Genomic DNA, 24,072 nt, shown 5'->3' with positions numbered 1-24,072 from the left:
AGGGCGACTGCCGGGTGGGTGAGCTGCCGGTGCTGTCGGCGGGTGAGCGTGAGCTGGTGACGGAGGGGTGGAACGCGTCGTCGGTCGAGTTGCCGTTGGTGCGTGGGGCGCATGAGCTGATTGGCGAGCGTGCGGTGGCGACCCCGGATGCCGTGGCTGTTGTCGCAGGCGGGGAGTCGGTCACGTACGGCGGGTTGATGGCACGGTCCAACCGTCTGGCGCATCACCTGCGCGGTCTGGGTGTGGGCGCCGAGTCGGTGGTGGGACTGTGCCTGCCGCGCGGGATCGACATGGTCGTGGCGATGGTCGCGGTGTGGCAGGCGGGTGGGGCGTATCTGCCGCTCGACCCTGAATACCCGGCTGACCGGCTGGAGTTCATGCTGGCGGATGCGGGTGTGCAGGTCGTGGTGGGCGAGCGTTCCCTGGTGGAGGGGCTGCCCGTCGGGCAGGGTGTGTGGCTCGACGACCCGGCCGTACGGGACACCCTTGCGTCCCTGCCGTCGGAAGCACCCGAGACAAGTCTGACCGCTGACCAGCTCGCCTACGTGATTTACACGTCGGGTTCGACGGGGCGGCCGAAGGGTGTGCAGGTCGGGCACGGCAGTGTGGTGGGCATGGTGTCGGCGCTGGCTCCGGTCCTCGGTGCGGGACCGGGAACGCGGATGCTGCAGTTCGCCTCCTTCAGCTTCGACGCGGCCGTGCTGGATGTGGCGGTGACGCTCGCTTCCGGCGGTGTTCTCGTCGTCGCAACGTCGGAGGAGCGAGCCGAAGCGGCCCAGCTCACGTCGATGCTGCGGGCGGAGGCTGTGCGTGCGGCGAGTGTCGTCCCGTCCCTGCTGGGTGTCCTGGACCCGGAGGGCGTGTCGGGGCTGCGGACGCTGTTGCTGGGGGCGGAGCGGCTGACGGAGCCGGTGGCGCGCGCCTGGTCGGCTGGTCGGCGGTTGGTGAATACGTATGGGCCGACGGAGTCGACGGTCATGGTGACCACTGGTGTCGTGGACCCGGACCTCCTCACGGGTGCGCCTGCGATCGGCTCCCCGGTGGCCAACGCCCGTCTGTACGTTCTCGACGACCGGCTGAACCCGCTCCCGGTGGGGGTGGCCGGTGAGGTGTACATCGCGGGTCCGCAGGTGGCCCGCGGGTACCGCGGTCGCCCGGACCTGACGGCGGAGCGGTTCGTGGCCGACCCCATGGCCGGCGACGGCAGCCGCATGTATCGCTCGGGTGACCGGGCGCGCTGGCTGCCGGACGGGCAGCTCGACTTCGTCGGCCGGGCCGACGGCCAGGTCAAGGTGCGCGGTTTCCGTATCGAGCCGGGTGAGATCGAGGCCGTCCTGATCGGCCACCCGCAGGTTCGTTCCGCGGTCGTCGCCGCTTTCGGTGACGTCGAGGACCGCCGCCTGGTGGCCTACCTGGTCCCCGCCGATCTGACGGCCGGCATCCCCTCCGTCGCCGACCTGCGCGCATACGCGGGCAGTCGGCTGCCCGCCTTCATGATCCCGTCCGGGTTCGTGGAACTCGCAGCCCTGCCGCTGACCCCGAACGGCAAGCTCGACCGTGCCGCCCTGCCCGACCCCGACAGCGCCTGGGCGGATGCGGCGGGGGAGTTCGTCGCGCCGCGTTCCGAAGTGGAGCGGGTCCTGGCGGAGGTGTGGGCTCAGGTTCTGGGTGTGGAGCGGGTCGGGGTCGAGGACAACTTCTTCGAGCTCGGTGGCGACTCCATCATCAGCATCCGCGTCGCCGCGAAGTGCCGCGAGCGAGGTGTCCACGTGACGGTGGCGCAGCTGTTCAGCCACCAGACCGTCGCCGCGCTGGCCCCGTTCGCCACGAGCGAGAGCCTGGCGGAAGCCGAACAGGGGCTCGTCGTCGGCGACTTCCCGCTCACTCCGATCCAGCGGAACTTCCTGGACCGCGACATGCCGCGGCCTGCGCACTTCAACCAGTCGGTCGTCCTGAAGGCCGCCGGACCCGTCGACCCCGACATCCTGCGACGGGCCCTGCACGCGCTGGTCGAGCAGCATGACGCGCTGCGATCCCGGTTCGTGCGGGAGGAGGGCCGGTGGACCGGCCGCATCCTGGCCGCCGAGCCGGCCGACCTGCTCTCCACGATCCACGCCCCCGGCCCGGACGCCGACGCGGAGGTCGAAACCGACGCCGAAGCCGATGCCGAACGGCAGTTCCTGGACGACCGCGCCACCGAGATCCAGGCCGGCCTCGACCTGACCGACGGCCCCCTCCTGCGCGCGGCGCTCCTCGACCGCCGCGACGGCGACGGTGACGGTGGCGGTGACGGCGACGGTGACGGTGACGGTGACGAGATACTCCTCGTCATCCACCACCTCGTCGTGGACACGGTCTCCTGGCCCGTGCTCATCGAGGATCTCGATGCCGCGTATCGACAGGTCGAGCAGGGTGCCACCGTCGTGGAGCTGCCCGCCAAGACGACCTCGTTCCCGCACTGGTCGCAGCGCCTGGCAGAGCTCGCGGTGTCGCCGGAGCTCGCGCTCGAAGCCCCCCACTGGCGGCAGGCGGAGGCAGCGGTCGTTCCGCTGCCGCGCGACCACGACGGCCCGAACCGGAACGCCTCGGTGCGCAACCTGCGCCTGTTCCTGGACGCCGGGCTGACCGAGCAGCTGCTGCGCGAGGTGCCGGCCGCGTACCGGACGCAGATCGACGATGTGCTGCTGAGCGTGCTGGGTGCGGTGTTCACCGAGTGGACCGGCACACGGTCCGTCGTGGTGGACGTGGAAGGCCATGGCCGCGAGGACGTCGGCGCGGACGTCGACGTGTCCCGTACGGTCGGCTGGTTCACCAGCGTCCACCCGGTGGAACTCACCGGGCCGCCGGCCGACGGTGATCTCGGCGCGCTCCTGCGCCGCACCAAGGAGTACCTGCGGGGCATCCCGCGCAAGGGACTGGGCTACGGCCTCCTGCGCCACCTCACCGACTGGATCCCGCAGGAGCGCACCGAGGTCAGCTTCAACTACCTCGGCCAGTCCGGCCGCCGCCCCGACGAGACCACCCAGACCACCCAGACCACCCAGGTCATCCAGACCACCCAGGTCACCCAGACCACCGAAGGCGCCCACGGACATGCCGCCGGCGCCCCGGCCCTCCGCTTCCGTCCCACCGGCCGTTCCCTCGGCGACTCCCAGTCCCAGGACGGCACCCGCGCGTACCTGATCGAGGTCAACAGTCAGGTGGCCGACGGCCGCCTGGAGATGGTGTGGACGTACGGCGCCGAGGTGCACGACGAGGCGACCGTCGCGCGCCTCGCGCAGCGCTACGCCGACGTCCTGGCCGACCTCGTCGCGTACTGCTGCCGCCCCGACGCCGGCGGGCACACGCCCTCCGACTTCCCCCTCGCGACGCACCTCGACCAGGCCACGCTCGACCGTGTCGCCCGGAGCCTGCCCACCGAGATCGAGGACGTCTACCCGCTCACCGCCCTCCAGCAGGGCATGCTCTTCCACACCAGCCTGTCCTCCGCCCCCGGCATGTACTGGGCGCAGAACGGCCTCCTCCTCGAAGGCGAACTGGACCTCGATGCCCTCACGCGGGCGTGGGAGCTGGTGTTCTCGCGGCACGAGGTGCTGCGTACCGCCGTCGTCTCCGAGGGGGTGCCGCAGCCGCTCGCGGTCGTCTCCCGCACCGTGCCCGTCCCTCTGGAGGTGCTGGACCTCTCCGCGCTCGACGAGGAGGAGCGGCGGCACGCGATCTCCGCGTACCTGGAGGCCGACTGGGCGCGCGGCGCGGACTTCACCGCGCCCACGCTCGTGCGGATCACGGTGATCAGGCTCGCCGACGACCGGCACCAGCTCCTGTGGAGCTACCACCACCTGCTCCTCGACGGCTGGAGCATCCCCATCGTCCTGGGCGAGGTCCTGCAGGCGTACCGCGCCCACCGCGCGGGCGAGGCGCGACCGGTGCTCGCCGCGCGCGCCCCGTTCCGGAACTTCGTCTCCTGGGTCGCCGGACAGGACCTGGACGAGGCCCGCGGATACTGGCGTGACTACCTCGCCGGGGTCACCGAGCCGGTCACCCTCGGCGTGGAGCACGCCACCGGGCAGCAGGGGCGGGACGAGCGGCAGGTGCCGCTGCCGGACGAGGTCGCCGCATCGGGCCTCGCCGACTTCGCGCGCCGCCACCGGCTCACCCTCAACACGGTGGTGCAGGGCGCCTGGTCGCTGGTGCTCGGCCTGTACGCGGGCTCCGACGACGTGGTGTTCGGTACGACGTCCTCCGGCCGTGGCGGACAGATCGACGGCATGGACTCCATGGTCGGCCTGCTGATCAACACCACGCCCGTACGGGCCCGGATCGACCGCGACCGGCCCGTGGTGGAGTGGCTGGCCGCACTGCAGGACCAGCAGGTGCGGGCCCGCAAGTACGAGCAGACTCCGCTGACCACGATCACCGAGTGCAGTGCGCTCGCCCCGGGACAGCCGCTCTTCAACACGCTGTACGCGTTCGAGAACTACCCCGACCAGGCACGGGTCGAGGGCGGTGAGGGCGGCGCGTACACGGACGACGACGGGCTGCGGGCCGCCGCCAACTACGGGCGCGACCAGTCCAACTACCCCCTGGGTGTGATCGCCTCCTCCGCGCGGGAGCTGGTGGTGCGCCTGTCGTACGACCGTGCGCACTTCGACGACGCCACCATGGAGCGGATGGCCGGCCACCTGGCGACGGTCCTGACGGCCGTCGCCGCGGACTCCGGGCAGCGGCTCGGTGACCTGCCCGTCCTGACCGAGGCCGAGCGTGACCGGCTGGTGCGGGAGTGGAACGACACCGCCGGCCCCGTGTCCGCCGCGGCCGGAGTGCACGAGTTGGTGGCCGAGCGGGCCGCGGCGGACCCCGACGCGACCGCCCTCGTCTCCGGTGAAGTGTCGCTGAGCTACGCCGAGTTGACGGCGCGCGCCGCCCGTCTTGCCCGTCGCCTGCGGGACGCGGGGGTCGGGGCCGAGTCCGTGGTCGCCGTGTGCCCCGAGCGCGGCGTCGACTGGGCCGTCATGGTCCTCGCGGTGTGGCAGGCCGGAGCGGCCTACCTTCCGCTGGACCCGCAGTACCCCGCCGAGCGCCTGCAGTTCATGCTCGCCGACAGCGGCGCCACCGTGCTCGTCGGCCACCGCTCCGTCGGGTCCGAACTCGTGGCCGCCGCCGTCGGGCTCGACACCGTCGTGTGGCTGGACGACCCGGACACCCGTACGGCGCTCGCCGCGCTGCCCGCCGCACCGCCCGCGGTGCCGGTCCTGGCGGACCAGCTCGCGTACGTGATCTACACCTCCGGTTCCACAGGCCGGCCGAAGGGCGTCCACCTGTCCCACCGCGGGCTGGTGAACCTCGTCGCGGCGCAACAGGCCGCGCTGGGCAGCGGCCGCGACGACACCGTGCTCGGTTTCGCTCCGTTCAGCTTCGACGCCTCGGTGTGGGAGCTGGTCATGGCGCTGGCCGTCGGCGCGACCCTGGTCGTGGCCGAGGCGCCGGACCGTGCCGACCCGGCCCGGCTCGCCTCCCTCGTCACCCGCGCCGGGGTGAGCGTGGCGACCGTACCGCCGTCGCTGCTTGAGGCGCTGACGCCCGGCGACCTGGACGGCGTGACCACGCTGGTGACCGCGGGCGAGCGGCTCGACGCCAACCTGGCCGCCGCGTGGCGGCAGCGCCACCGGCTGTTCAACGCCTACGGGCCGTCCGAGACCACCGTCTGTGCGAGCGTCGCGGAGGTCGATGACCCGGCCGCGAACGGCGCGCCGCCGATCGGCGCCCCGGTCCTCAACGCCGGCGTGTACGTCCTGGACGCGTCCCTGCGCTGCGTGCCCGTCGGTGTCCCCGGTGAACTGTTCGTCGGCGGACCGCAGTTGGCGCGCGGCTACGGCAGACGACCGGCGCTGACCGCCGAGCGGTTCGTGGCCGACCCGTTCGCCGCCGACGGCTCCCGGCTGTACCGGACCGGCGACCGGGTGCGGTGGTCGGCGGACGGGCAGCTCCACTTCCTGGGCCGCGCGGACGACCAGGTGAAGGTGCGCGGCTACCGCATCGAACCGCTGGAGATCGAGGCGGCGCTCACCGCGCACCCCGGCGTCCGGGCGGCGGTCGTCGGCGCGTTCGGGGACGGCTCGGACCGCCGGCTCGTCGCCCACGCCGTCCCGGCCGACCACGCGGAGGGTCTGCCACCCGTCGCCGAGCTGCGCGCCTTCGCGGGCGAGCGGCTGCCCGAGTTCATGGTCCCGTCGGTGTTCGTGGAGCTCGCCGAGCTGCCGCTGACCCCGAACGGCAAGACCGACCGGGCGGCGCTGCCCGAGCCCGCCGGATTCCGGACCGGGAGCGGTGGCCGGTACGTCGCACCCGCCACGGCCACCGAGGAACTGCTCGCCGACGTGTGGGCGCGCGTGCTCGGCGTGGAGCGGGTCGGTGTCCTCGACGGCTTCTTCGAGCTGGGCGGCCACTCCCTGCTGGCCACCCAGGTCGTCTTCAGGGTCCGCGAGATGTTCTCGGTGGAACTCCCGCTGGCCGCCCTGTTCGACCGGCCGACGGTACGGGCCCTGGCCGCGCTCGTCGACGGCGCCGCCCGGGACGCCGCGCCGCCGGTGACGCCCGTGGCGCGGGACGCGGCCCTGCCGCTGTCGTTCGCGCAGCAGCGCCTGTGGTTCCTCGACCAGCTCGACCCCGGATCGGTCGACTACAACATGTCCACCCGTCTGCGGTTCGCCGACGAGCTGGACGTCGCCGCCCTCGGCGCCGCCCTGGACGCGCTCGTGGCCCGCCACGAAGTCCTGCGGACCCGCCTCGTCGCCGGTGCGGACGGTGTGGCGCAGCAGGTCGTCGACCCCGCGGCCGGTCTGCCCCTGCCGGTCGTGGACGTGTCCGGCGCCGCCGACCCGCAGGACGCCGCCGACCGGCTGATCGGCGCCGACGGCCTGACGCCCTTCCACCTGGCGGACGGCCCCCTCGTCCGCGCCACCCTGCTGCGCCTGGCCCCGGACGACCACGTCCTGAGCCTGGCCATGCACCACGTCGTCTTCGACGAGTGGTCGGACCGGATCGTCCGGCACGAACTGTCCGCGCTGTACGAGGCGTTCCGGGCCGGCGAGCCCGACCCGCTGCCGCCGCTCGCGGCCCAGTACGCGGACGTCGCGGCCTGGCAGCGGCAGTGGCTGACCGGCAGTGTGCTCGACGAGCAACTCGACTACTGGCGCGACCGGCTGGACCGGGCCCCGGTCCTTGAACTGCCCACCGACCTGCCGCGCCCCCAGGTGCGTTCCACCGCGGGTGCCGTCACCCGCTTCAGCATCGCGCCGGACACCGCGGAGGCGCTGCGCGCGCTGTCCCGCGAGAGCGGCACGACGATGTTCATGACGCTGCTCGCCGCGTTCAGCGTCCTGCTCGGGCGCTACGGCGACACGGACGACGTCGCGATCGGCACGCCCGTCGCGAACCGCTCGCTCGCCGAGGCCGAGGACCTGATCGGCTTCTTCGTCAACACGCTGGTCATGCGCACCGACCTGTCCGGCAACCCGTCCTTCACCGAGCTCCTCGGACGGGTGCGGGAGACGGCACTCGGCGCGTACCGGCACCAGGACCTGCCGTTCGACCGGCTCGTCGACGCGCTCGTCGCCGAACGCGACCGGTCCCGCAACCCGCTGACCGACGTCATGTTCAGCTACGTGCCCCGGGAGCCGGGCGACCCCGGCGACCAGGGCCCCGGCCCGGTGCGTACGACGGCCGTCACCGGAACCGGCCCCGAGCCCGTCCCCGTGAAGTTCGACCTGGTCCTGACCCTGGCCGACGACAACGGCGCACTGTCCGGTGAACTCCAGTTCAGCACCGCGCTGTTCGAGTCCGCGACCGTCGAGCGGATGGCCGCGCACCTGATCACCCTCCTCGAAGGCATCGCGACCGACGCGGAACAGCACGTGGCCGAGGTGACACTGCTGCCCGGGGCGGAGCGCCGGCTGCTCGTCGATGAGTGGAACGACACCGCCGCGGACCTGCCGCCCACCGGCGGCCTGCACGAGCTGATCGCCGCGCAGGCGGCCGCTACACCCGACGTCGTGGCGGTCCTGGCGGGCGAGCAGTCCCTCACGTACAGCGCGCTGATGGCCCGCGCGAACCGGCTGGCCCACCGCCTGCGCCTGGCCGGCGTGGGCCCGGAGTCCGTCGTCGCACTCTGCCTGGACCGCTCCGCCGACATGGCGGTCGCCGCGCTGGCGGCCTGGCAGGCCGGGGCGGCGTACCTGCCCCTCGACCCCGCCTACCCGCTGGAGCGTCGCCGGTTCATGATGAGCGACACCGGCGCGTCGGCGCTCGTCGCCCACCAGGCGGTGGCCGCCGACCTCGCCACCGACGGCACCGTGGACACGGTGCTGCTCCTGGACGACCCGGCGACCTCGGCGGAACTCGACACGTTCCCCGCGACCCCGCCGCAGGGGCGCTCCCTGCCCGACCAGCTGGCGTACATCATCTACACGTCCGGTTCGACGGGACGGCCGAAGGGCGTCCACGTACCCCACCGCGGCGTCACGACCCTCGCCGAGGCGATGCGCCCGCTGCTGCAGGCCGGCCCGGGCGACCGAGTCCTCGCGTTCGCGTCCTTCAGCTTCGACGCCTCCGTGTGGGAGGTGGTGATGGCGCTGCCGACCGGTGCGACCTTGGTCGTGGCCGAGCGGCAGGACCGCACCCCGCCCGAGCGGCTGACCTCGATGATGCGAAGGGCCGCCGTGGGCCTCGCCTTCATGACACCCACGCTGCTCGGGGTGCTGTCCCCGGACGACCTCCCCGACCTCGCCGCGGTGCTGGTCGGCGGCGAGCGCGTGGAGGCCGCGCTCACCGCCCGGTGGCACCGGCGGCTGAAGCTGCTGAACGTGTACGGGCCGACCGAGACCACCATCGCCACGACCGGCGGACAGGTCACCGCGGACGGCACCCCGCCGATCGGCACCCCGTTCCTCGGCGAGCGGGTCCACATCCTCGACCCGGCGCTCAACCCCGCCCCGGTGGGCGTCGCCGGTGAACTGTTCATCGCCGGCGCCGGCGTCACCCGCGGCTACGGCGGCCGGGGCGCGCTGAGCGCCGAACGCTTCGTCGCCGACCCGTTCGCCGCGGACGGCAGCCGCATGTACCGCTCAGGCGACCGGGCACGCCGGCTTGCGGACGGACGCCTGGAGTTCGTGGGCCGCGCCGACAACCAGGTGAAGGTGCGCGGCTTCCGCATCGAGCCCGGCGAGATCGAGGTCGTGCTCGCGGGCCACCCCGGCGTCAGGACCGCTGTCGTGACGGCGTACGGCAGCGGTACGGAGCGCAAGCTCGTCGCCTACCTCGTGCCCGCGGACATGGCCGAGGGCATTCCGCCCGTCGCCGAGCTGCGCGCCTTCGTCGGCGAACGCCTGCCCACGTTCATGGTGCCGGCGCTGTTCACCGAGATGGCCGGCCTGCCGCTGACGAGGAGCGGGAAGGTCGACCGCGCTGCCCTTCCGGCACCGGACGGGGCGAGCGCGGCGTCGGCGGGCACGTACGTCGGGCCGCGCACCGAGGCGGAGCGGATCCTCGCCGAGACATGGGCGGAGGTGCTGGGTGTGGAACGCGTCGGGATCGAGGACAACTTCTTCGACCTCGGCGGCGACTCCATCATCAGCATCCGCGTCGTCGCCCGCGCCCGCGACTTCGGCGTGCACGTGACGGCGGCGCAGCTCTTCGACCACCAGACGGTGGCCACTCTCGCCGCGGTGGCGGCGAGCGAGAGTGCCGCCGACGCCGAACAGGGCCTCGTGGTGGGGGACTTCACGCTCTCGCCGATCCAGCGGTGGTTCCTCGGCCGTGAGCTGCCACGGGCGGCGCACTTCAACCAGTCCACGGTCCTGGAGGCCGACGGCCCGATCGACCACGAACTGCTGCGGGCGGCGGTGCGCGCGCTCGTCGCACAGCACGACGTGCTGCGCTCCCGGTTCGTACGGGAGGACGGGCAGTGGGCCGGACGCCTGGTGGCCCTCGGGACGGCCGATCCGGTGACGGTGATCGACGTCCCCCTCATGGACGACGCCCTGGACGAGGCCGCGTACCTGGAGACACGCGCCACGCAGGTTCAGGCGAGCCTCGACCTGGAGCGGGGGCCGCTGTTCCGGGTCGCCGTCTTCGAGCGCGGCGACCGGGACCCGCTGGTCCTCGTGGTGGCACACCACCTCGTCGTCGACGCGGTCTCCTGGCCCGTGCTGGTGGAGGACCTGATCTCCGCGTACGCGCAGGCCGCGGCGGGCGCCGCGACGGTGGAGCTGCCCGCGAAGACGACGTCCTTCCCGCGGTGGACCCAGCGCCTCGCCGAACTGGCCGGCTCGCCCGAACTGGCCGCGGAGGCCCCGTACTGGCGCGCCGCCGAGGCCGCCGCCGCGCCCCTGCCGCGCGACCGCGCCGGGAGCAACCACGCGACCTCGGCCGGCGAAATCGTGACCACGCTCGGCGCGGACCTCACCGAGCACCTCCTGCGCGAGGTGCCGAGCGCCTTCCGCACCCAGATCAACGACGTCCTCCTCGCCGCGCTCGGCTCGACCCTGACGTCCTGGGCCGAGACCCCGTCCGTCGTCGTCGACCTGGAGGGCCACGGGCGCGAGGACGTCGGCCCCGACATCGACGTGTCCCGTACGGTCGGCTGGTTCACCAGCGTCTACCCGGTGGTGCTCACCGGCGCGGCCGACGGCGACCTCGGCGCGCTGCTGCGCCGTACGAAGGAGTACCTGCGCGGCGTCCCGCGCAAGGGCCTGGGCTACGGCCTGCTGCGCCACCTCACGGACTGGAGCCCGCGGGGGCAGGCCGAGGTCAGCTTCAACTACCTGAGCCAGGAGGCCGCGCGCACCGGCGACCGCACGCCCGCCACCCCGCGGGGCACGGCGGCCCGGCTCCGTCCGGGCAAGGGTTCGCTCGGCCGTGCCTGGTCGACGGAAGGCGACCGCGCACACCTGATCGACGTCAACTGCCGCGTTCACGATGGTCAGTTGGAGATGGTGTGGGCGTACGGCGCCGAGGTGCACGACGAGGCGACGATCGCGCGCCTCGCGGAGCGGTACGTCGAGGTGCTGGCCGAACTGATCGAGTACTGCCGCCGGCCGGGAACGGGCGGTCACACGCCGTCCGACTTCCCGCTCGCGCAGCGGCTCGACCAGGCCGCCCTCGACCGAGTCACCCGCAGCCTGCCGACCCAGGTCGAGGACATCTACCCGCTGACCGCCCTCCAGCAGGGCATGCTCTTCCACACCCGGCTCTCCGGCGACCCCGGCATGTACTGGGTGCAGAACGGGCTCTCCCTGGAGGGCGAACTCGACTTCGACGCCCTGAAGCGGGCCTGGGAACTGGTCGTCTCCCGGTACGAGGTGCTGCGCACCGCAGTCGTCTGGGACGGCGTGCCCGAGCCGCTGGCCGTCGTCTCCCGCTCCGTCCCGCTGCCGATGGACGTCCGGGACGTCTCGCACTTGGGCGAGGAGGCACAGCAGAGGGCGATCCGCGAGCACCTGGAGGCCGACTGGGCGCAGGGCGCGGACTTCTCCGCGCCCACCCTGATGCGGATCACCGTCATCAGCCTCGCCGACGACCGGCACCAGCTTGTGTGGAGCTACCACCACCTGCTCCTCGACGGCTGGAGCCTCCCCATCGTCATGGGCGAGCTGCTGGAGGCGTACGACGCCTTCCGCACCGGCCGGGTCCAGCCGGCGCCGACCCCGCGCGCGCCCTTCCGGGACTTCGTCGCATGGGTCCACGGCCAGGACCTGGACCAGGCACGCGCCTACTGGCGCGAGCGGCTGGCCGGGATCACCGAACCCATCACACTCGGTGTGGAGCGGGCCACCGGTGACCAGGGCCGCGCCGAGGCCCAGGTCGCGCTGTCGCGCGCGACAGCCGAGTCCGGCCTCGCGGACTTCGCCCGCCGTCACCGGCTGACGGTGAACACGGTCGTCCAGGGCGCGTGGGCGCTCCTCCTCGCCCTGTACTCCGGCACGGACGACGTGGTGTTCGGTGTGACGTCGTCCGGGCGCGGCGGCCAGGTCGAGGGCATGGACACGATGGTCGGCCTCCTGATCAACACCACCCCGACGCGCATCCGCGTCGACCGTGAGCAGCCGGTCGTGGACTGGCTGGTCGGGCTGCAGGAAGAACAGGTGCTGGCCCGTCAGTACGAGCAGGTTCCGCTGGTGACCATCAGTGAGTGCAGCGAACTGCCGTCCGGGCAGGCCTTGTTCAACAGCCTGTTCGTCTTCGAGAACTTCCCGGACCAGACCCTGGCCGAGGGCCGGGAGACCTCCGCCTCCAACGGCCTGCAGGCCGACCTCAACTACGGCCGCGAACAGGTCAACTACCCGCTCCACCTCACCGCCGGCGCGGGACGCGACGTCAGGATCAAGCTCTCCTACGACCGCGCCCATTTCGACGCCGAGACGGTCGCGCGCATGACCGGCCACCTGGCCACCCTCCTGGACGCCCTGGCGGCCGACGAGGACCGGCGCGTGGGCGAGCTCGCGGTGCTGACGGCGGGCGAGCGGGATGCGGTGGTGCGGCAGTGGAACGAAACGGGTGTGGAGGTGTCCGGGGCCGGTGGGGTGCAGGACCTGATCGCGGAGCGGGCTGCCTCGGCTCCGGATGTGGTGGCGGTGGTGGCCGGCGGGGAGTCGGTGACGTATGGCGGTCTGATGGCCCGGGCCAATCGTCTGGCGCGTCATCTGCGGTCGGTGGGTGTGGGCGCGGAGTCTGTGGTCGCGGTGTGTGTGGAACGTGGCGTGGACTTGGTGGTGGCGGGGCTTGCGGTGTGGTTGGCGGGGGGTGCGTATCTGCCGCTGGATCCGGAGTTCCCGTCGGAGCGGCTGGAGTTCATGCTTGCGGACAGTGGTGCGGCTGTGCTGGTGGGGCATCGGTCGGTGGCCGGAGGGCTGCCGGCGGAGTCGGTGGGTTCGGTGGTGTGGCTGGATGATGCGGAGACGCGGTCGCTGCTGGGGGGCCTGTCGTCCGTACCCCTTGATGTGACCTGTGCTGCTGATCAGTTGGCGTATGTGTTGTATACGTCGGGTTCGACGGGGCGTCCGAAGGGTGTGCTGGTGGACCAGGGCAGCCTGGTGAACTTCCTAACTGGTATGGCCGCGCGTCCGGGGCTCGATTCAAACGATGTGCTGCTGGCGGTGACGACCTGGGGCTTTGACATCGCCGGGTTGGAGTTGTGGCTGCCGCTGGTGGTGGGTGGCCGTGTGGTGGTGGCTGATCGGGAGGTTGCGGCTGATCCGGGCGTGCTGGTGCGTGAGCTGGAGCGTTCGAATGTGTCGGTGATGCAGGCGACGCCGGTGACGTGGCAGATGCTGGTCGCGGACGGGTGGGCCGGACGGCCTGGGCTTGTCGCCCTGTGTGGTGGGGAGGCACTGCCGGGAGGGCTGGCCGCAACTCTGATGCGGCACGTGGACGCGGTCTGGAACATGTACGGGCCCACGGAGACGACGATCTGGTCAACGTGTGAACAGGTCACGATGAATGGGCTGTTGGGTATCGGGTCGCCGGTGGCGAACACCCAGGTGTATGTGCTGGATGGCCGGCTTGAACCTGTGCCGGTGGGTGTGGCGGGTGAGCTGTTCATCGGGGGCGCCGGGGTGACCCGTGGGTACCTGGGCCGTCCGGGCCTGAGTGCGGAGCGGTTCGTGGCCGATCCGTTCGCTGCGGATGGTGGGCGGTTGTATCGGTCGGGTGACCGGGTGCGGTGGCTGGTCGATGGCCGGCTGGAGTTTTTGGGGCGTGTGGATGAGCAGGTGAAGGTGCGTGGTTTCCGGATCGAGCCGGGCGAGATCGAGGCGGCTCTGGTCGGGCATGAGGCGGTCGGTTCGGCTGTCGTCGTCGGTCACGGCACCGGGGTGGAGCGCCGCCTGGTGGCGTATGTCGTTCCTGCCGACCAGGCGGAGGGTGTTCCGTCGGCGAGCGGGCTGCGGGAGTGGCTGCGTGCCGGGCTGCCGGAGTACATGGTGCCGTCGCTGTTCGTCGAGCTGGCGGCGCTGCCGTTGACCCCGAACGGCAAGATCGACCGCAAGGCACTCCCCGAGCCGTCCGAGCTGCGCGGTGAACTGGACACCTCCTACGTCGCTCCGGCCACGGTCCCGGAGGAACTGCTCGCGGGGATCTGGTCGCAGGTGCTCGGTGTGGAGCGGGTCGGTGCTACGGATTCCTTCTTCGAGCTCGGCGGTCATTCGCTGCTTGCGACGCAGGTGGTTTCCCGGGTCCGGGAGGCGTTCGGGGCGGAGGTGCCGTTGTCGGCGCTCTTCGACCGGCCGACCGTGCGTGGGCTGGCGGCCGTGATCGAGACCTCGGCTGGAGACGGAGCGCCGCCGGTCGTACGGGCGGACCGTACGCGGCCGCTCCCGCTGTCGTTCGCGCAGCAGCGCCTGTGGTTCCTGGATCAGTTGGAGCCGGGCTCGACGGAGTACAACATGTCGACCCGGCTGCGGCTGACCGGGGACATGGACGTGGTGGCTCTGGCTGGGGCCCTGGATGCGATCATCGACCGCCACGAGGTCCTGCGGACCCGCCTGGTCGCGGGTGCGGACGGAGTGGCGTACCAGGTCATCGACCCGCCGGCCGCCGTGCCCCTGCCGCTCGTGGACGTGTCCGGGAGCAGCGATCCGAAGGGTGTCGCCGACGACCTGTTCGCGGAGGACATCCGGACGCCGTTCGACCTGGGGCAGGGGCCTCTGGCGCGGCCCCTGCTCGTACGGATCGCTCCGGACGAGCATGTGCTCTCCCTCGTCATCCACCACGTCGTCTTCGACGAGTGGTCGAACCGTGTGCTCCAGCGCGAGCTTGCAGCCCTCTACGAGGCGTTCCGGGCTGGCGAGGCGAGCCCGCTGCCGCCGCTGGCCTTCCAGTACGCGGACGTCGTCGCCTGGCAGCGCCAGTGGCTGACCGGCGACGTGCTCGACGGCCAGCTGGGCTACTGGCAGCGTGCGCTGGCGGATCTGCCGACACTCGACCTGCCGACCGACCGGCCGCGGCCCGCGGCGCGCTCCACCGAGGGCGCAGTGGCCCGGTTCGTCGTTCCGGCTGAGACGGCGCAGGCGCTGCGCGTCCTATCCCGTGAGCGCGGCACGACGATGTTCATGACGCTGTTGGCGGCCTTCGACGTCTTGTTGGGGCGGTATGCGGGGTCGGACGACGTGGTCGTGGGCACGCCGGTGGCGAACCGGAACCGGGCCGAGACGGAGGACCTGATCGGGTTCTTCGTCAACACGCTCGTACTGCGCACGAACCTGTCCGGCGCGCCCACGTTCGCCGAACTCCTCGGCCGGGTGCGTGACACCGCTTTCGGCGCGTACGCGCACCAGGACCTGCCGTTCGAGCAGCTGGTGGACGCGATGGACGTCGAGCGGGACCGCTCGCGCAGTCCGTTCTTCCAGACGCTCTTCAGCTACGTCGCAGGGGACCCGGGCGAGCTGCAGCAGGAGGTCGACGACAGCACGGCCGGTACCGCGAACAGGTCGACCGCCGACGCGGCCTCGCACAGCGGTCCTGTGCCGGTGAAGTACGACCTGGCACTGGCCCTGGCGGACGCCGAGGGCGCGTTGGCCGCGGAGATCCAGTACAGCACCGCGTTGTTCGACGCGGTGACGGTGGAGCGGATGGCGGGGCATCTGGTCACGCTGCTGGACGCTGTCGTGGCGGACGCGGATCGCGCGATCGATGAGCTTGCGGTGCTGTCGGCGGCTGAGCGCGACCTCGTACTGGAGGACTGGAACGCGTCGGCGGTGGAGCTGCCGATGGTGGGTGGGGTGCATGAGCTGATCGCGGAGCGGGCGGTTGCCGCGCCTGATGTGGTGGCGGTTGTGGCCGGCGGGGAGTCGGTGACGTATGGCGGTCTGATGGCCCGGGCCAATCGTCTGGCGCGTTATCTGCGGTCGGTGGGTGTGGGTGCGGAGTCCGTGGTCGCGGTGTGTGTGGAACGTGGCGTGGACTTGGTGGTGGCGGGGCTTGCGGTGTGGCTGGCGGGGGGTGCGTATCTGCCGCTGGATCCGGAGTTTCCGTCGGAGCGGCTGGAGTTCATGCTCGCGGACAGTGGTGCGGCTGTGCTGGTGGGGCATCGGTCGGTGGCCGGTGAGCTGCCGGTAGGTTCGGTGGTCTGGCTCGACGACGTGGAAACGCGGTCGATGCTGGAAGGGCTCTCGTCCGTGCCCCTCGATGTGCCGTGCGGCGAAGACCAGTTGGCGTATGTGCTGTACACGTCGGGTTCGACGGGTCGCCCCAAGGGCGTCCTCGTGGCCCAGGCGAGCTTGGTGAACTTCCTTTCCGGCATGGCGACGCGTCCGCGGCTGAGCGCGGACGATGTGCTGCTGGCAGTCACGACCTGGGGCTTCGACATCGCGGGGCTGGAGTTGTGGTTGCCGTTGGTGGTGGGTGGCCGTGTGGTGGTCGCTGGTCGGGAGATCGCGGCTGATCCGGGTGCACTGGCGGGTGAGCTGGAGCGTTCGGGTGTGTCGGTGATGCAGGCGACGCCGGTGACGTGGCAGATGCTGGTCGCCGACGGGTGGGCGGGCCTGCCTGGCCTCGTTGCGCTGTGTGGTGGCGAGGCGTTCCCGGACGCTTTGGCTCGTGCGTTGGTGGGGCGTGTCGGCGAGGTCTGGAACATGTACGGGCCTACGGAGACGACGGTCTGGTCGACGTGTGAACAGGTCACGATGGATGGGTTGTTGGGTATCGGGTCGCCGGTGGCGAACACCCAGGTGTATGTGCTGGATGGCCGGCTTGAACCTGTGCCGGTGGGTGTGGTGGGTGAGCTGTTCATCGGCGGTGCCGGGGTGACCCGCGGGTACCTGGGTCGTCCGGGCCTGAGTGCGGAGCGGTTCGTGGCCGATCCGTTCGCCGCCGATGGTGGGCGGATGTATCGGTCGGGTGACCGGGTGCGGTGGCTGGCTGATGGTCGGCTGGAGTTCCTGGGGCGCGCGGATGAGCAGTTGAAGGTGCGTGGTTTCCGGATCGAGCCGGGCGAGATCGAGGCGGCTCTGGTCGGTCACTCGGCCGTTGGCTCGGCAGTCGTCGTCGGTCACGGCACCGGTGCGGACCGTCGCCTGGTGGCGTACGTCATTCCCGCCGACCAAGCGGAGGGTGTCCCGCCCGCGCACGAGTTGCGGGAGTGGCTGCGTGCCGGGCTGCCGGAGTACATGGTGCCGTCGCTGTTCGTCGAGCTGGCGGCGTTGCCGTTGACCCCGAACGGCAAGATCGACCGCAAGGCACTCCCCGAACCCCACGGATCTCTTGGTGGTCTGGAAGGGCTGTACGTTCCTCCCGCCACGGTCTCCGAGGAACTGCTGGCGGGTATCTGGTCGCAGGTGCTGGGCCTGGACCGGGTCGGTGTCACCGATGGCTTCTTCGACCTGGGTGGGCATTCGCTGCTGGCCACGCAGGTGGTTTCCCGGATCCGGGAGGCGTTCGGGGCGGAGGTGCCGCTGTCGGCGCTCTTCGACCGGCCCACCGTGCGCGGCCTGGCGGCCGTGATCGAGACCTCGGCCGGAGACGGAGCGCCGCCGGTCGTACCGGCGGACCGTACGCAGCCGCTCCCGCTGTCCTTCGCTCAGCAGCGCCTGTGGTTCCTGGACCAGCTGGAGCCGGGCTCGACGGAGTACAACATGTCGACCCGGCTGCGCCTGACCGGGAACGTGGACCTCCCTGCCCTGAGCGCCGCACTGGACGCGGTCGTCGACCGCCACGAGGTCCTGCGGACCCGCCTGGTCGCGGGTGCGGACGGAGTGGCCCACCAGGTCATCGACCCGCCCGCTCCCATGCCTCTCCCCGTCCTCGACCTCTCCGGGAGCGCGGACCCGCAGGATGCGACCGCCCGTCTGATCGCGGAACTCGGCACGGTTCCCTTCGACCTGGCGCACGGACCCCTGATCCGGGCCACGATCATCCGGCTGAGGAGCGACGAGCACGTGCTCGCGCTGCTGATGCACCACGCGGTGTCGGACGAATGGTCGGACCGTGTCCTCCGGCGCGAACTGCTCGCGCTCTACCAGGCGTTCCGCGCCGGCGAGGCGAACCCGCTGCCGCCGCTGGCCTTCCAGTACGCGGACGTCGCCGCCTGGCAGCGCCAGTGGCTGACCGGCGACGTGCTCGACAAGCAACTCGGTTACTGGCGCCGTACGTTGGCTGCTCTGCCGACGCTCGAACTGCCGACCGACCGGCCGCGGCCGGCGGTGCGGTCCACCGCCGGTGCGGTGAGCCGGTTCGCCGTTCCGGCTGACACGGTCCGGGCGCTGCGCGCGCTCTCCCGCGCCCACGGTACGACGATGTTCATGACGCTGCTCGCCGCCTTCGACGTCCTCATGGGCCGCTACGCCGGCACCGACGACATGGCCGTCGGCACCCCGATCGCGAACCGCAACCGGGCAGAGACCGAGAACGTCATCGGCGTCTTCGTCAACACGCTCGTGATGCGCACGGACCTGTCGGGCAACCCGACCTTCGCCGAACTCCTCGGCCGGGTGCGCGAGACCGCCCTCGGCGCGTACGCGCACCAGGACCTGCCGTTCGAGCAGCTGGTCGACGAGCTGGTCACTGAGCGGGACCGGTCGCGTACCCCGCTCTTCCAGACGCTCTTCAGCTACGTCGCCGAGGACCTCCGGGACTCCGGAGCCGAGAGCGAACCGGTCGCGACTCCGGACCGGGCGGCCGACGGCGCCGGGTTCGTACCGGAGTCGCTGCCCGTCAAGTTCGACCTCATGGTCACCCTGGGCGAAGGCGAGGACGACGGCTCGCTCGCCGGGGAGATCCAGTACAGCACCGCACTCTTCGACGCCACGACCGTGGAGCGGATGGCCGGGCACCTGGTCACCCTCCTCGCGGCCGTCGCCGACGAGGACGCGGACCGGCGGATCGGCGATCTGCCGCTGCTGACCCCGGCCGAGCACGACCAGCTCCTGCACGAGTGGATCGACAACGCGGCACCCCTGCCGCCGGTCAGCGGGATGCACGAGCTGATCGCCGGGCGGGCGGTCGCGACGCCGGACGCCGTCGCCGTCGTATCGGACGAAGAGACCCTCACCTACGGCGCGTTGATGGACCGCGCCAACCGCCTCGCCCATCACCTGCGCGACCTCGGCGTGGGCACCGAGTTCCCGGTGGCGCTGTGCCTGGAGCGCGGCCCGGACATGGTCGCCGCGGTCCTCGCGGTCTGGCAGACCGGGGCGGCTTACGTCCCGCTCGACCCGGGCTACCCGGCGGACCGCCTGGCGTTCATGCTCGCGGACAGCGGTGCCGGCATCCTCGTCGGCCACCGCCGCGTCGCGGCCGACGTGGCGGCCGGAGCCACGCTGGACACGGTGGTGTGGCTGGACGACCCCGACACCCGTGCGGCCCTCGCGGCCCGGCCGGCCACCTCGCCCGGCGTTGTGGTCCACCCGCAGCAGCTCGCGTACGTCATCTACACCTCGGGTTCGACCGGCCGCCCGAAGGGCGTGCAGATCACCCACCGCGGTGTCGTGAACCGCGTCTCGTGGATGCAGGACCAGCATCGGCTGACCGCGGCGGACCGCGTGCTCCACAAGACGCCGCTCACGTTCGACGCCTCGGTGTGGGAACTCCTGTGGCCGCTGTCGAACGGCGCCGAACTGGTCCTCGCCGCCCCCGGGAGGCAGGGAGACCTGGACTACCTGGTGGAGTTCATCGAGTCCCGGCGGATCACGGTCGTTCAGTTCGTGCCGTCGCTGTTCAAACTGTTCGTCTCCCACGCCTGGCCGTCCTCCCTGCCGATGCTGCGGATGGTGTTCTGCGGCGGTGAGGCGCTGTCGGCGGCCGATGTGGCCCGCTTCCACGCGAGGAACACCACGGCGCTGGTGGCCAACCTGTACGGCCCGACCGAGAACACCATCGACGCGGCGAGCACGCTGTGCCCGCGCCCGGACGGCACGACGGACTGGTCGCCCGGCGGCCTCGTCCCGATCGGCCTGCCGCTGACGAACGTACGGCTGATGGTGCTGGACGAGCGTCTGAAGCCGGTACCGGTCGGCATCGCGGGCGAGCTGTACATCGCCGGTGCGAGCCTCGCCCGGGGCTACGGACACCGGCCCGCGCTGACCGCGGAGCGGTTCGTGGCCGATCCGTACGCGGGTGACGGCTCCCGCGCCTACCGTTCGGGCGACCAGGTGCGCTGGCGCGCCGACGGGCGCCTGGAATTCCTCAGCCGCATCGACCAGCAGGTGAAGGTGCGCGGCTTCCGTATCGAACCGGGAGAGATCGAGGAAACACTCGTCGGCCATCCCCGTATCCGGTCCGCGGTCGTCACCGCCTGGGGCGAGGACGAGGGCCGCCGTCTGGTGGCCTACCTGGTGCCGGCCGACCACGCCGACGGGATGCCTGCGGTGGCCGAACTGCGCGAGCATCTGAGGCGCAGCGTCCCGGAGTTCATGGTCCCCTCCGTCTTCGTCGAGCTGGCCGATCTGCCGCTGGCCCCCAACGGCAAGCTGGACCGGGCCGCACTGCCGGAACCGGAGCCCGGCCGCTCGGAGGCAGCCACCTCCGTGGCCCCCGCCGGCGCCGTCGAGGAACTGCTCGCGGGGATCTGGACGAGTGTTCTGGGCATCGACCGGATCGGCGCCGAGGACAACTTCTTCGAGCTGGGCGGACACTCGCTGCTCGCCACCCAGGTGATCTCCCGGATCCGGAACGTCCTGGACGCCGAGGTCCCGCTGTCGGCGCTCTTCGACCAGCCGACGGTACGCGGCCTGGCGGCGAGCGTCGCGGAGACGGCCGACCGGCCGGATCTCCGGCCGGTGACGCCCGTCGACCGGGACCGGCCGCTGCCGCTGTCGTTCGCTCAGCAGCGCCTTTGGTTCCTGGACCGGCTGGAGCCCGGTTCCCTGGAGTACAACCTGCCCATGCGGGTCCGGATGGGCAGCGACCTTGACATCGCCGCCCTCCAAGGGGCGCTGACCGCGATCGTGGCACGGCACGAGGTCCTGCGGACGCGCCTGGTCGCGGGTGCGGACGGTGTGCCGCACCAGGTCGTCGCCCCGCCGACGACCTTCGCGCTGCCGCTGATCGACGTGTCGGCGGAGGGCGCTCCCTTCCTCGCGGCCGAGAAGCTCGTCGCGGCCGACGAGGCGACCCCGTTCGACCTCGCTGCCGGCCCGCTGATCCGCGCCATGCTGATCCGGGTGGCGGCCGACGAACACGTTCTGGCCCTCTCGATGCACCACGTGGTCTCGGACGAGTGGTCGACGCGCATCTTCCAGCGGGAACTGATGTACCTGTACGCCGTGTTGCGCGAGGGCGGCGAACCGTCGCTGCCGGCCCTGCCCGTCCAGTACGCGGACTTCGCGGTCTGGCAACGGCAGTGGCTGACCGGCGAGGTCATGGACACGCAACGCGACTACTGGACGCAGCAGTTGGCGGGCGCTCCGACGTTGGAGCTGCCCACCGACCGGCCGCGACCGGCGCTGTGGTCGCCGGCCGGTGCGACAGCCAGGTTCGAGGTCCCCGAGCCGACGATGGCCGCGCTCAGGGCGCTGTCCCGCGAGCACGGCACGACGATGTTCATGACGTTGCTGGCCGCCTTCGACGTGCTGCTCGGCCGGTACGCGGGGTCGGACGACGTGGTCGTGGGCACGCCGGTCGCGAACCGGAACCGTGCCGAGACGGAGGACCTGATCGGGTTCTTCGTCAACACGCTCGTGATGCGCACGGACCTGTCCGGCGACCCGACGTTCGCCGAACTGCTCGCCCGGGTACGGAAGGTGGCCCTGGACGCGTACGCGCACCAGGACCTGCCCTTCGAGCAACTCGTCGACGAGCTGGTCACGGAGCGGGACCGGTCGCGTAGCCCGCTGTTCCAGGTGCTGTTCAACTACTTCACCGAGGACGGGCGGTCCGCCGACGCTCCCGCCGACGACAGCCTCGACCCCGAGTCGTTCCCGGACGACGCCGGAACCACCATGACCAACCGCTTCGACATCCGCCTGGTGCTGACCGACGGCGGCGGCGCGATGTCCGGAGCGATCGAGTACAGCACCGCCCTGTTCGACGCGCGCACGATCGACCGGATGGCCGGCCACTTCGTCACCCTCCTCGACACCCTGACCGCGGATTCGCGCCTGAGTCTGGGCGAGCTGAGGATGCTGACGGCGGCCGAGCACGATCAGGTCGTACGGGAGTGGAACGCGACGGCGGAGGCGCTGCCTGCGGTGGGTGGGGTGCATGAGCTGATTGCTGTGCGTGCTGCGCGGACGCCCGATGCGGTGGCGGTGGTGTGCGGTGAAGTGTCCGTCGACTATGCGGAGTTGATGGGTCGGGCGAATCGTCTGGCGCACTATCTGCGGTCGGTGGGGGTGGGGTGGGAGTCGGTGGTGGCGCTGTGTCTGCCGCGTGGGGTGGACATGGTGGTGGCGATGCTCGCGGTGTGGCAGGCGGGTGGCGCGTATCTGCCGCTGGATCCGGAGTATCCGGCCGACCGGCTCGGGTTCATGCTGCGTGACAGCCGGGCCACGGTGCTCGTGGGTACCGAGGAGCTGGTCGACGAGCTGCCGGTGGGGCGTCTGCGGACGGTGGTCGTGGACGAGCCGGCGGTCGTGGCCGCGCTGGCGGAGCTGCCGGCGCGTGCGCCCGAGGTGACGACGTCTCCCGACCAGTTGGCGTACGTGATTTATACGTCGGGTTCGACGGGGCGTCCGAAGGGTGTGCAGGTCGCGCATCGGGGCGTGGTGAACCTGGCGCAGGCACAGGCTCGTGCGTTCGGGGTCGGTGAAGGCGACGGGGTGCTGCAGTTCGCTCCGTTCGGTTTCGATGCCGCGGTGTCCGAGGTCGTGGTGACGTTGGCGGCCGGTGGCCGGCTGGTGGTGGCCACCGGGCAGGAGCGCGGTGAGCCGCGTGCGCTGGCCGTGCTCGTTCGGGAGAAGGACGTGCGGGTGGCGACGTTGCCGCCGTCGCTGCTGTCCGTGCTGGAGCCGGCCGACCTGGTGGGTCTGCGGACTCTCGTCACGGCGGGCGAGCGGTTGGAGGAGGCCGCGGCGGCTCGTTGGCGCGGCGAGTACCGGCTCCTGAACGCATACGGTCCGACCGAGGCGACGGTGTGCGCGAGCATGGCCGTCCTCGACCCCGACGGTGAGGGCGTGCCGCCGATCGGTACGCCGATGGCCAACACCCGCGCCTACGTACTGGATGCTCAGTTGCGCCCTGTGCCCGTGGGGATGGCGGGCGAGTTGTACATCGCGGGTACCGGTGTCGCGCGCGGCTACCTGGGCCGCCCGGACCTGACCGCCGAGCGTTTCGCGGCCGACCCCTTCGCCGCCGACGGCACGCGGATGTACCGAACGGGTGATCAGGTGCGATGGCTGGCGGACGGCCGGTTGGAGTTCGTGGGCCGTGCGGACGATCAGGTCAAGATCCGGGGCTTCCGCGTCGAACCCGGCGAGATCGAGACGGTCCTGGCCGCGCATGCCGCCGTACGTACGGCGGTTGTCACGGTGGATGGTCTGGAGGGGGATCGGCGGTTGGTGGCGCATGTGGTGCCGGCCGATCAGGAGGAGGGGATTCCGGCGGTCGGTGAGCTGCGGTCCTTCGTGGCGGAGCGGCTGCCCGGGTTCATGGTTCCCTCCCTGTTCGTCGAGGTGGCCGCGCTGCCCCTCACACCGAACGGCAAGGTCGACCGAGCCGCGCTCCGGATGCTCGACGGCGCGACCCGGGCCGGCACGGGGGAGGGATATGTCGCGCCCCGTGGCGAGACCGAACGCGTCCTCGCGGAGATGTGGGCCGAACTGCTCGGCGTGGAGCGGGTCGGGGTCGACGACAACTTCTTCGACCTGGGCGGGCACTCCCTGCTGGCCACGCAGGTGGTCTCGCGTGTCAGGGCGGCGTTCGGGGTCGATCTGCCGCTCGCGTCGGTCTTCGACCGGCCCACGGTCGCGGCGATCGCCGTGGTCGTCGGAAGCGGTGCGGCGGCGCAGGGCGCGGAGGGCGCCGAGGACACGGAGTACGAGGAGTTCGACCTCTGAGCCCCAACGAGCTGATCCCGACGGCCCGTTCCGGGCGACAGAACCTGAGCCTCATCCTCAGGTAGGAGACCGGCCCTCCCTCGTACGAGGG

The 24,072-nt window shown here is 71.7% G+C and carries 1 protein-coding gene; it reads left to right on the top strand.

Annotated elements, in window-relative coordinates; genetic code table 11:
- Positions 1-14 precede the first annotated feature (14 nt).
- Positions 15-23,981 carry a non-ribosomal peptide synthase/polyketide synthase gene (locus ACFWGJ_RS23235; RefSeq protein WP_387327604.1) on the top strand — a complete coding sequence of 7,989 codons (23,967 nt, stop codon included), beginning with the start codon at positions 15-17 and terminating at the stop codon, positions 23,979-23,981.
- Positions 23,982-24,072: the final 91 nt, after the last annotated feature.

The organism is Streptomyces sp. NPDC060205, assembly GCF_042728395.1.
Lineage (GTDB): Bacteria > Actinomycetota > Actinomycetes > Streptomycetales > Streptomycetaceae > Streptomyces.
The sequence above is the reverse complement of the archived record's forward strand: the minus strand, read 5'-3'. Positions and strand labels throughout refer to the sequence as shown.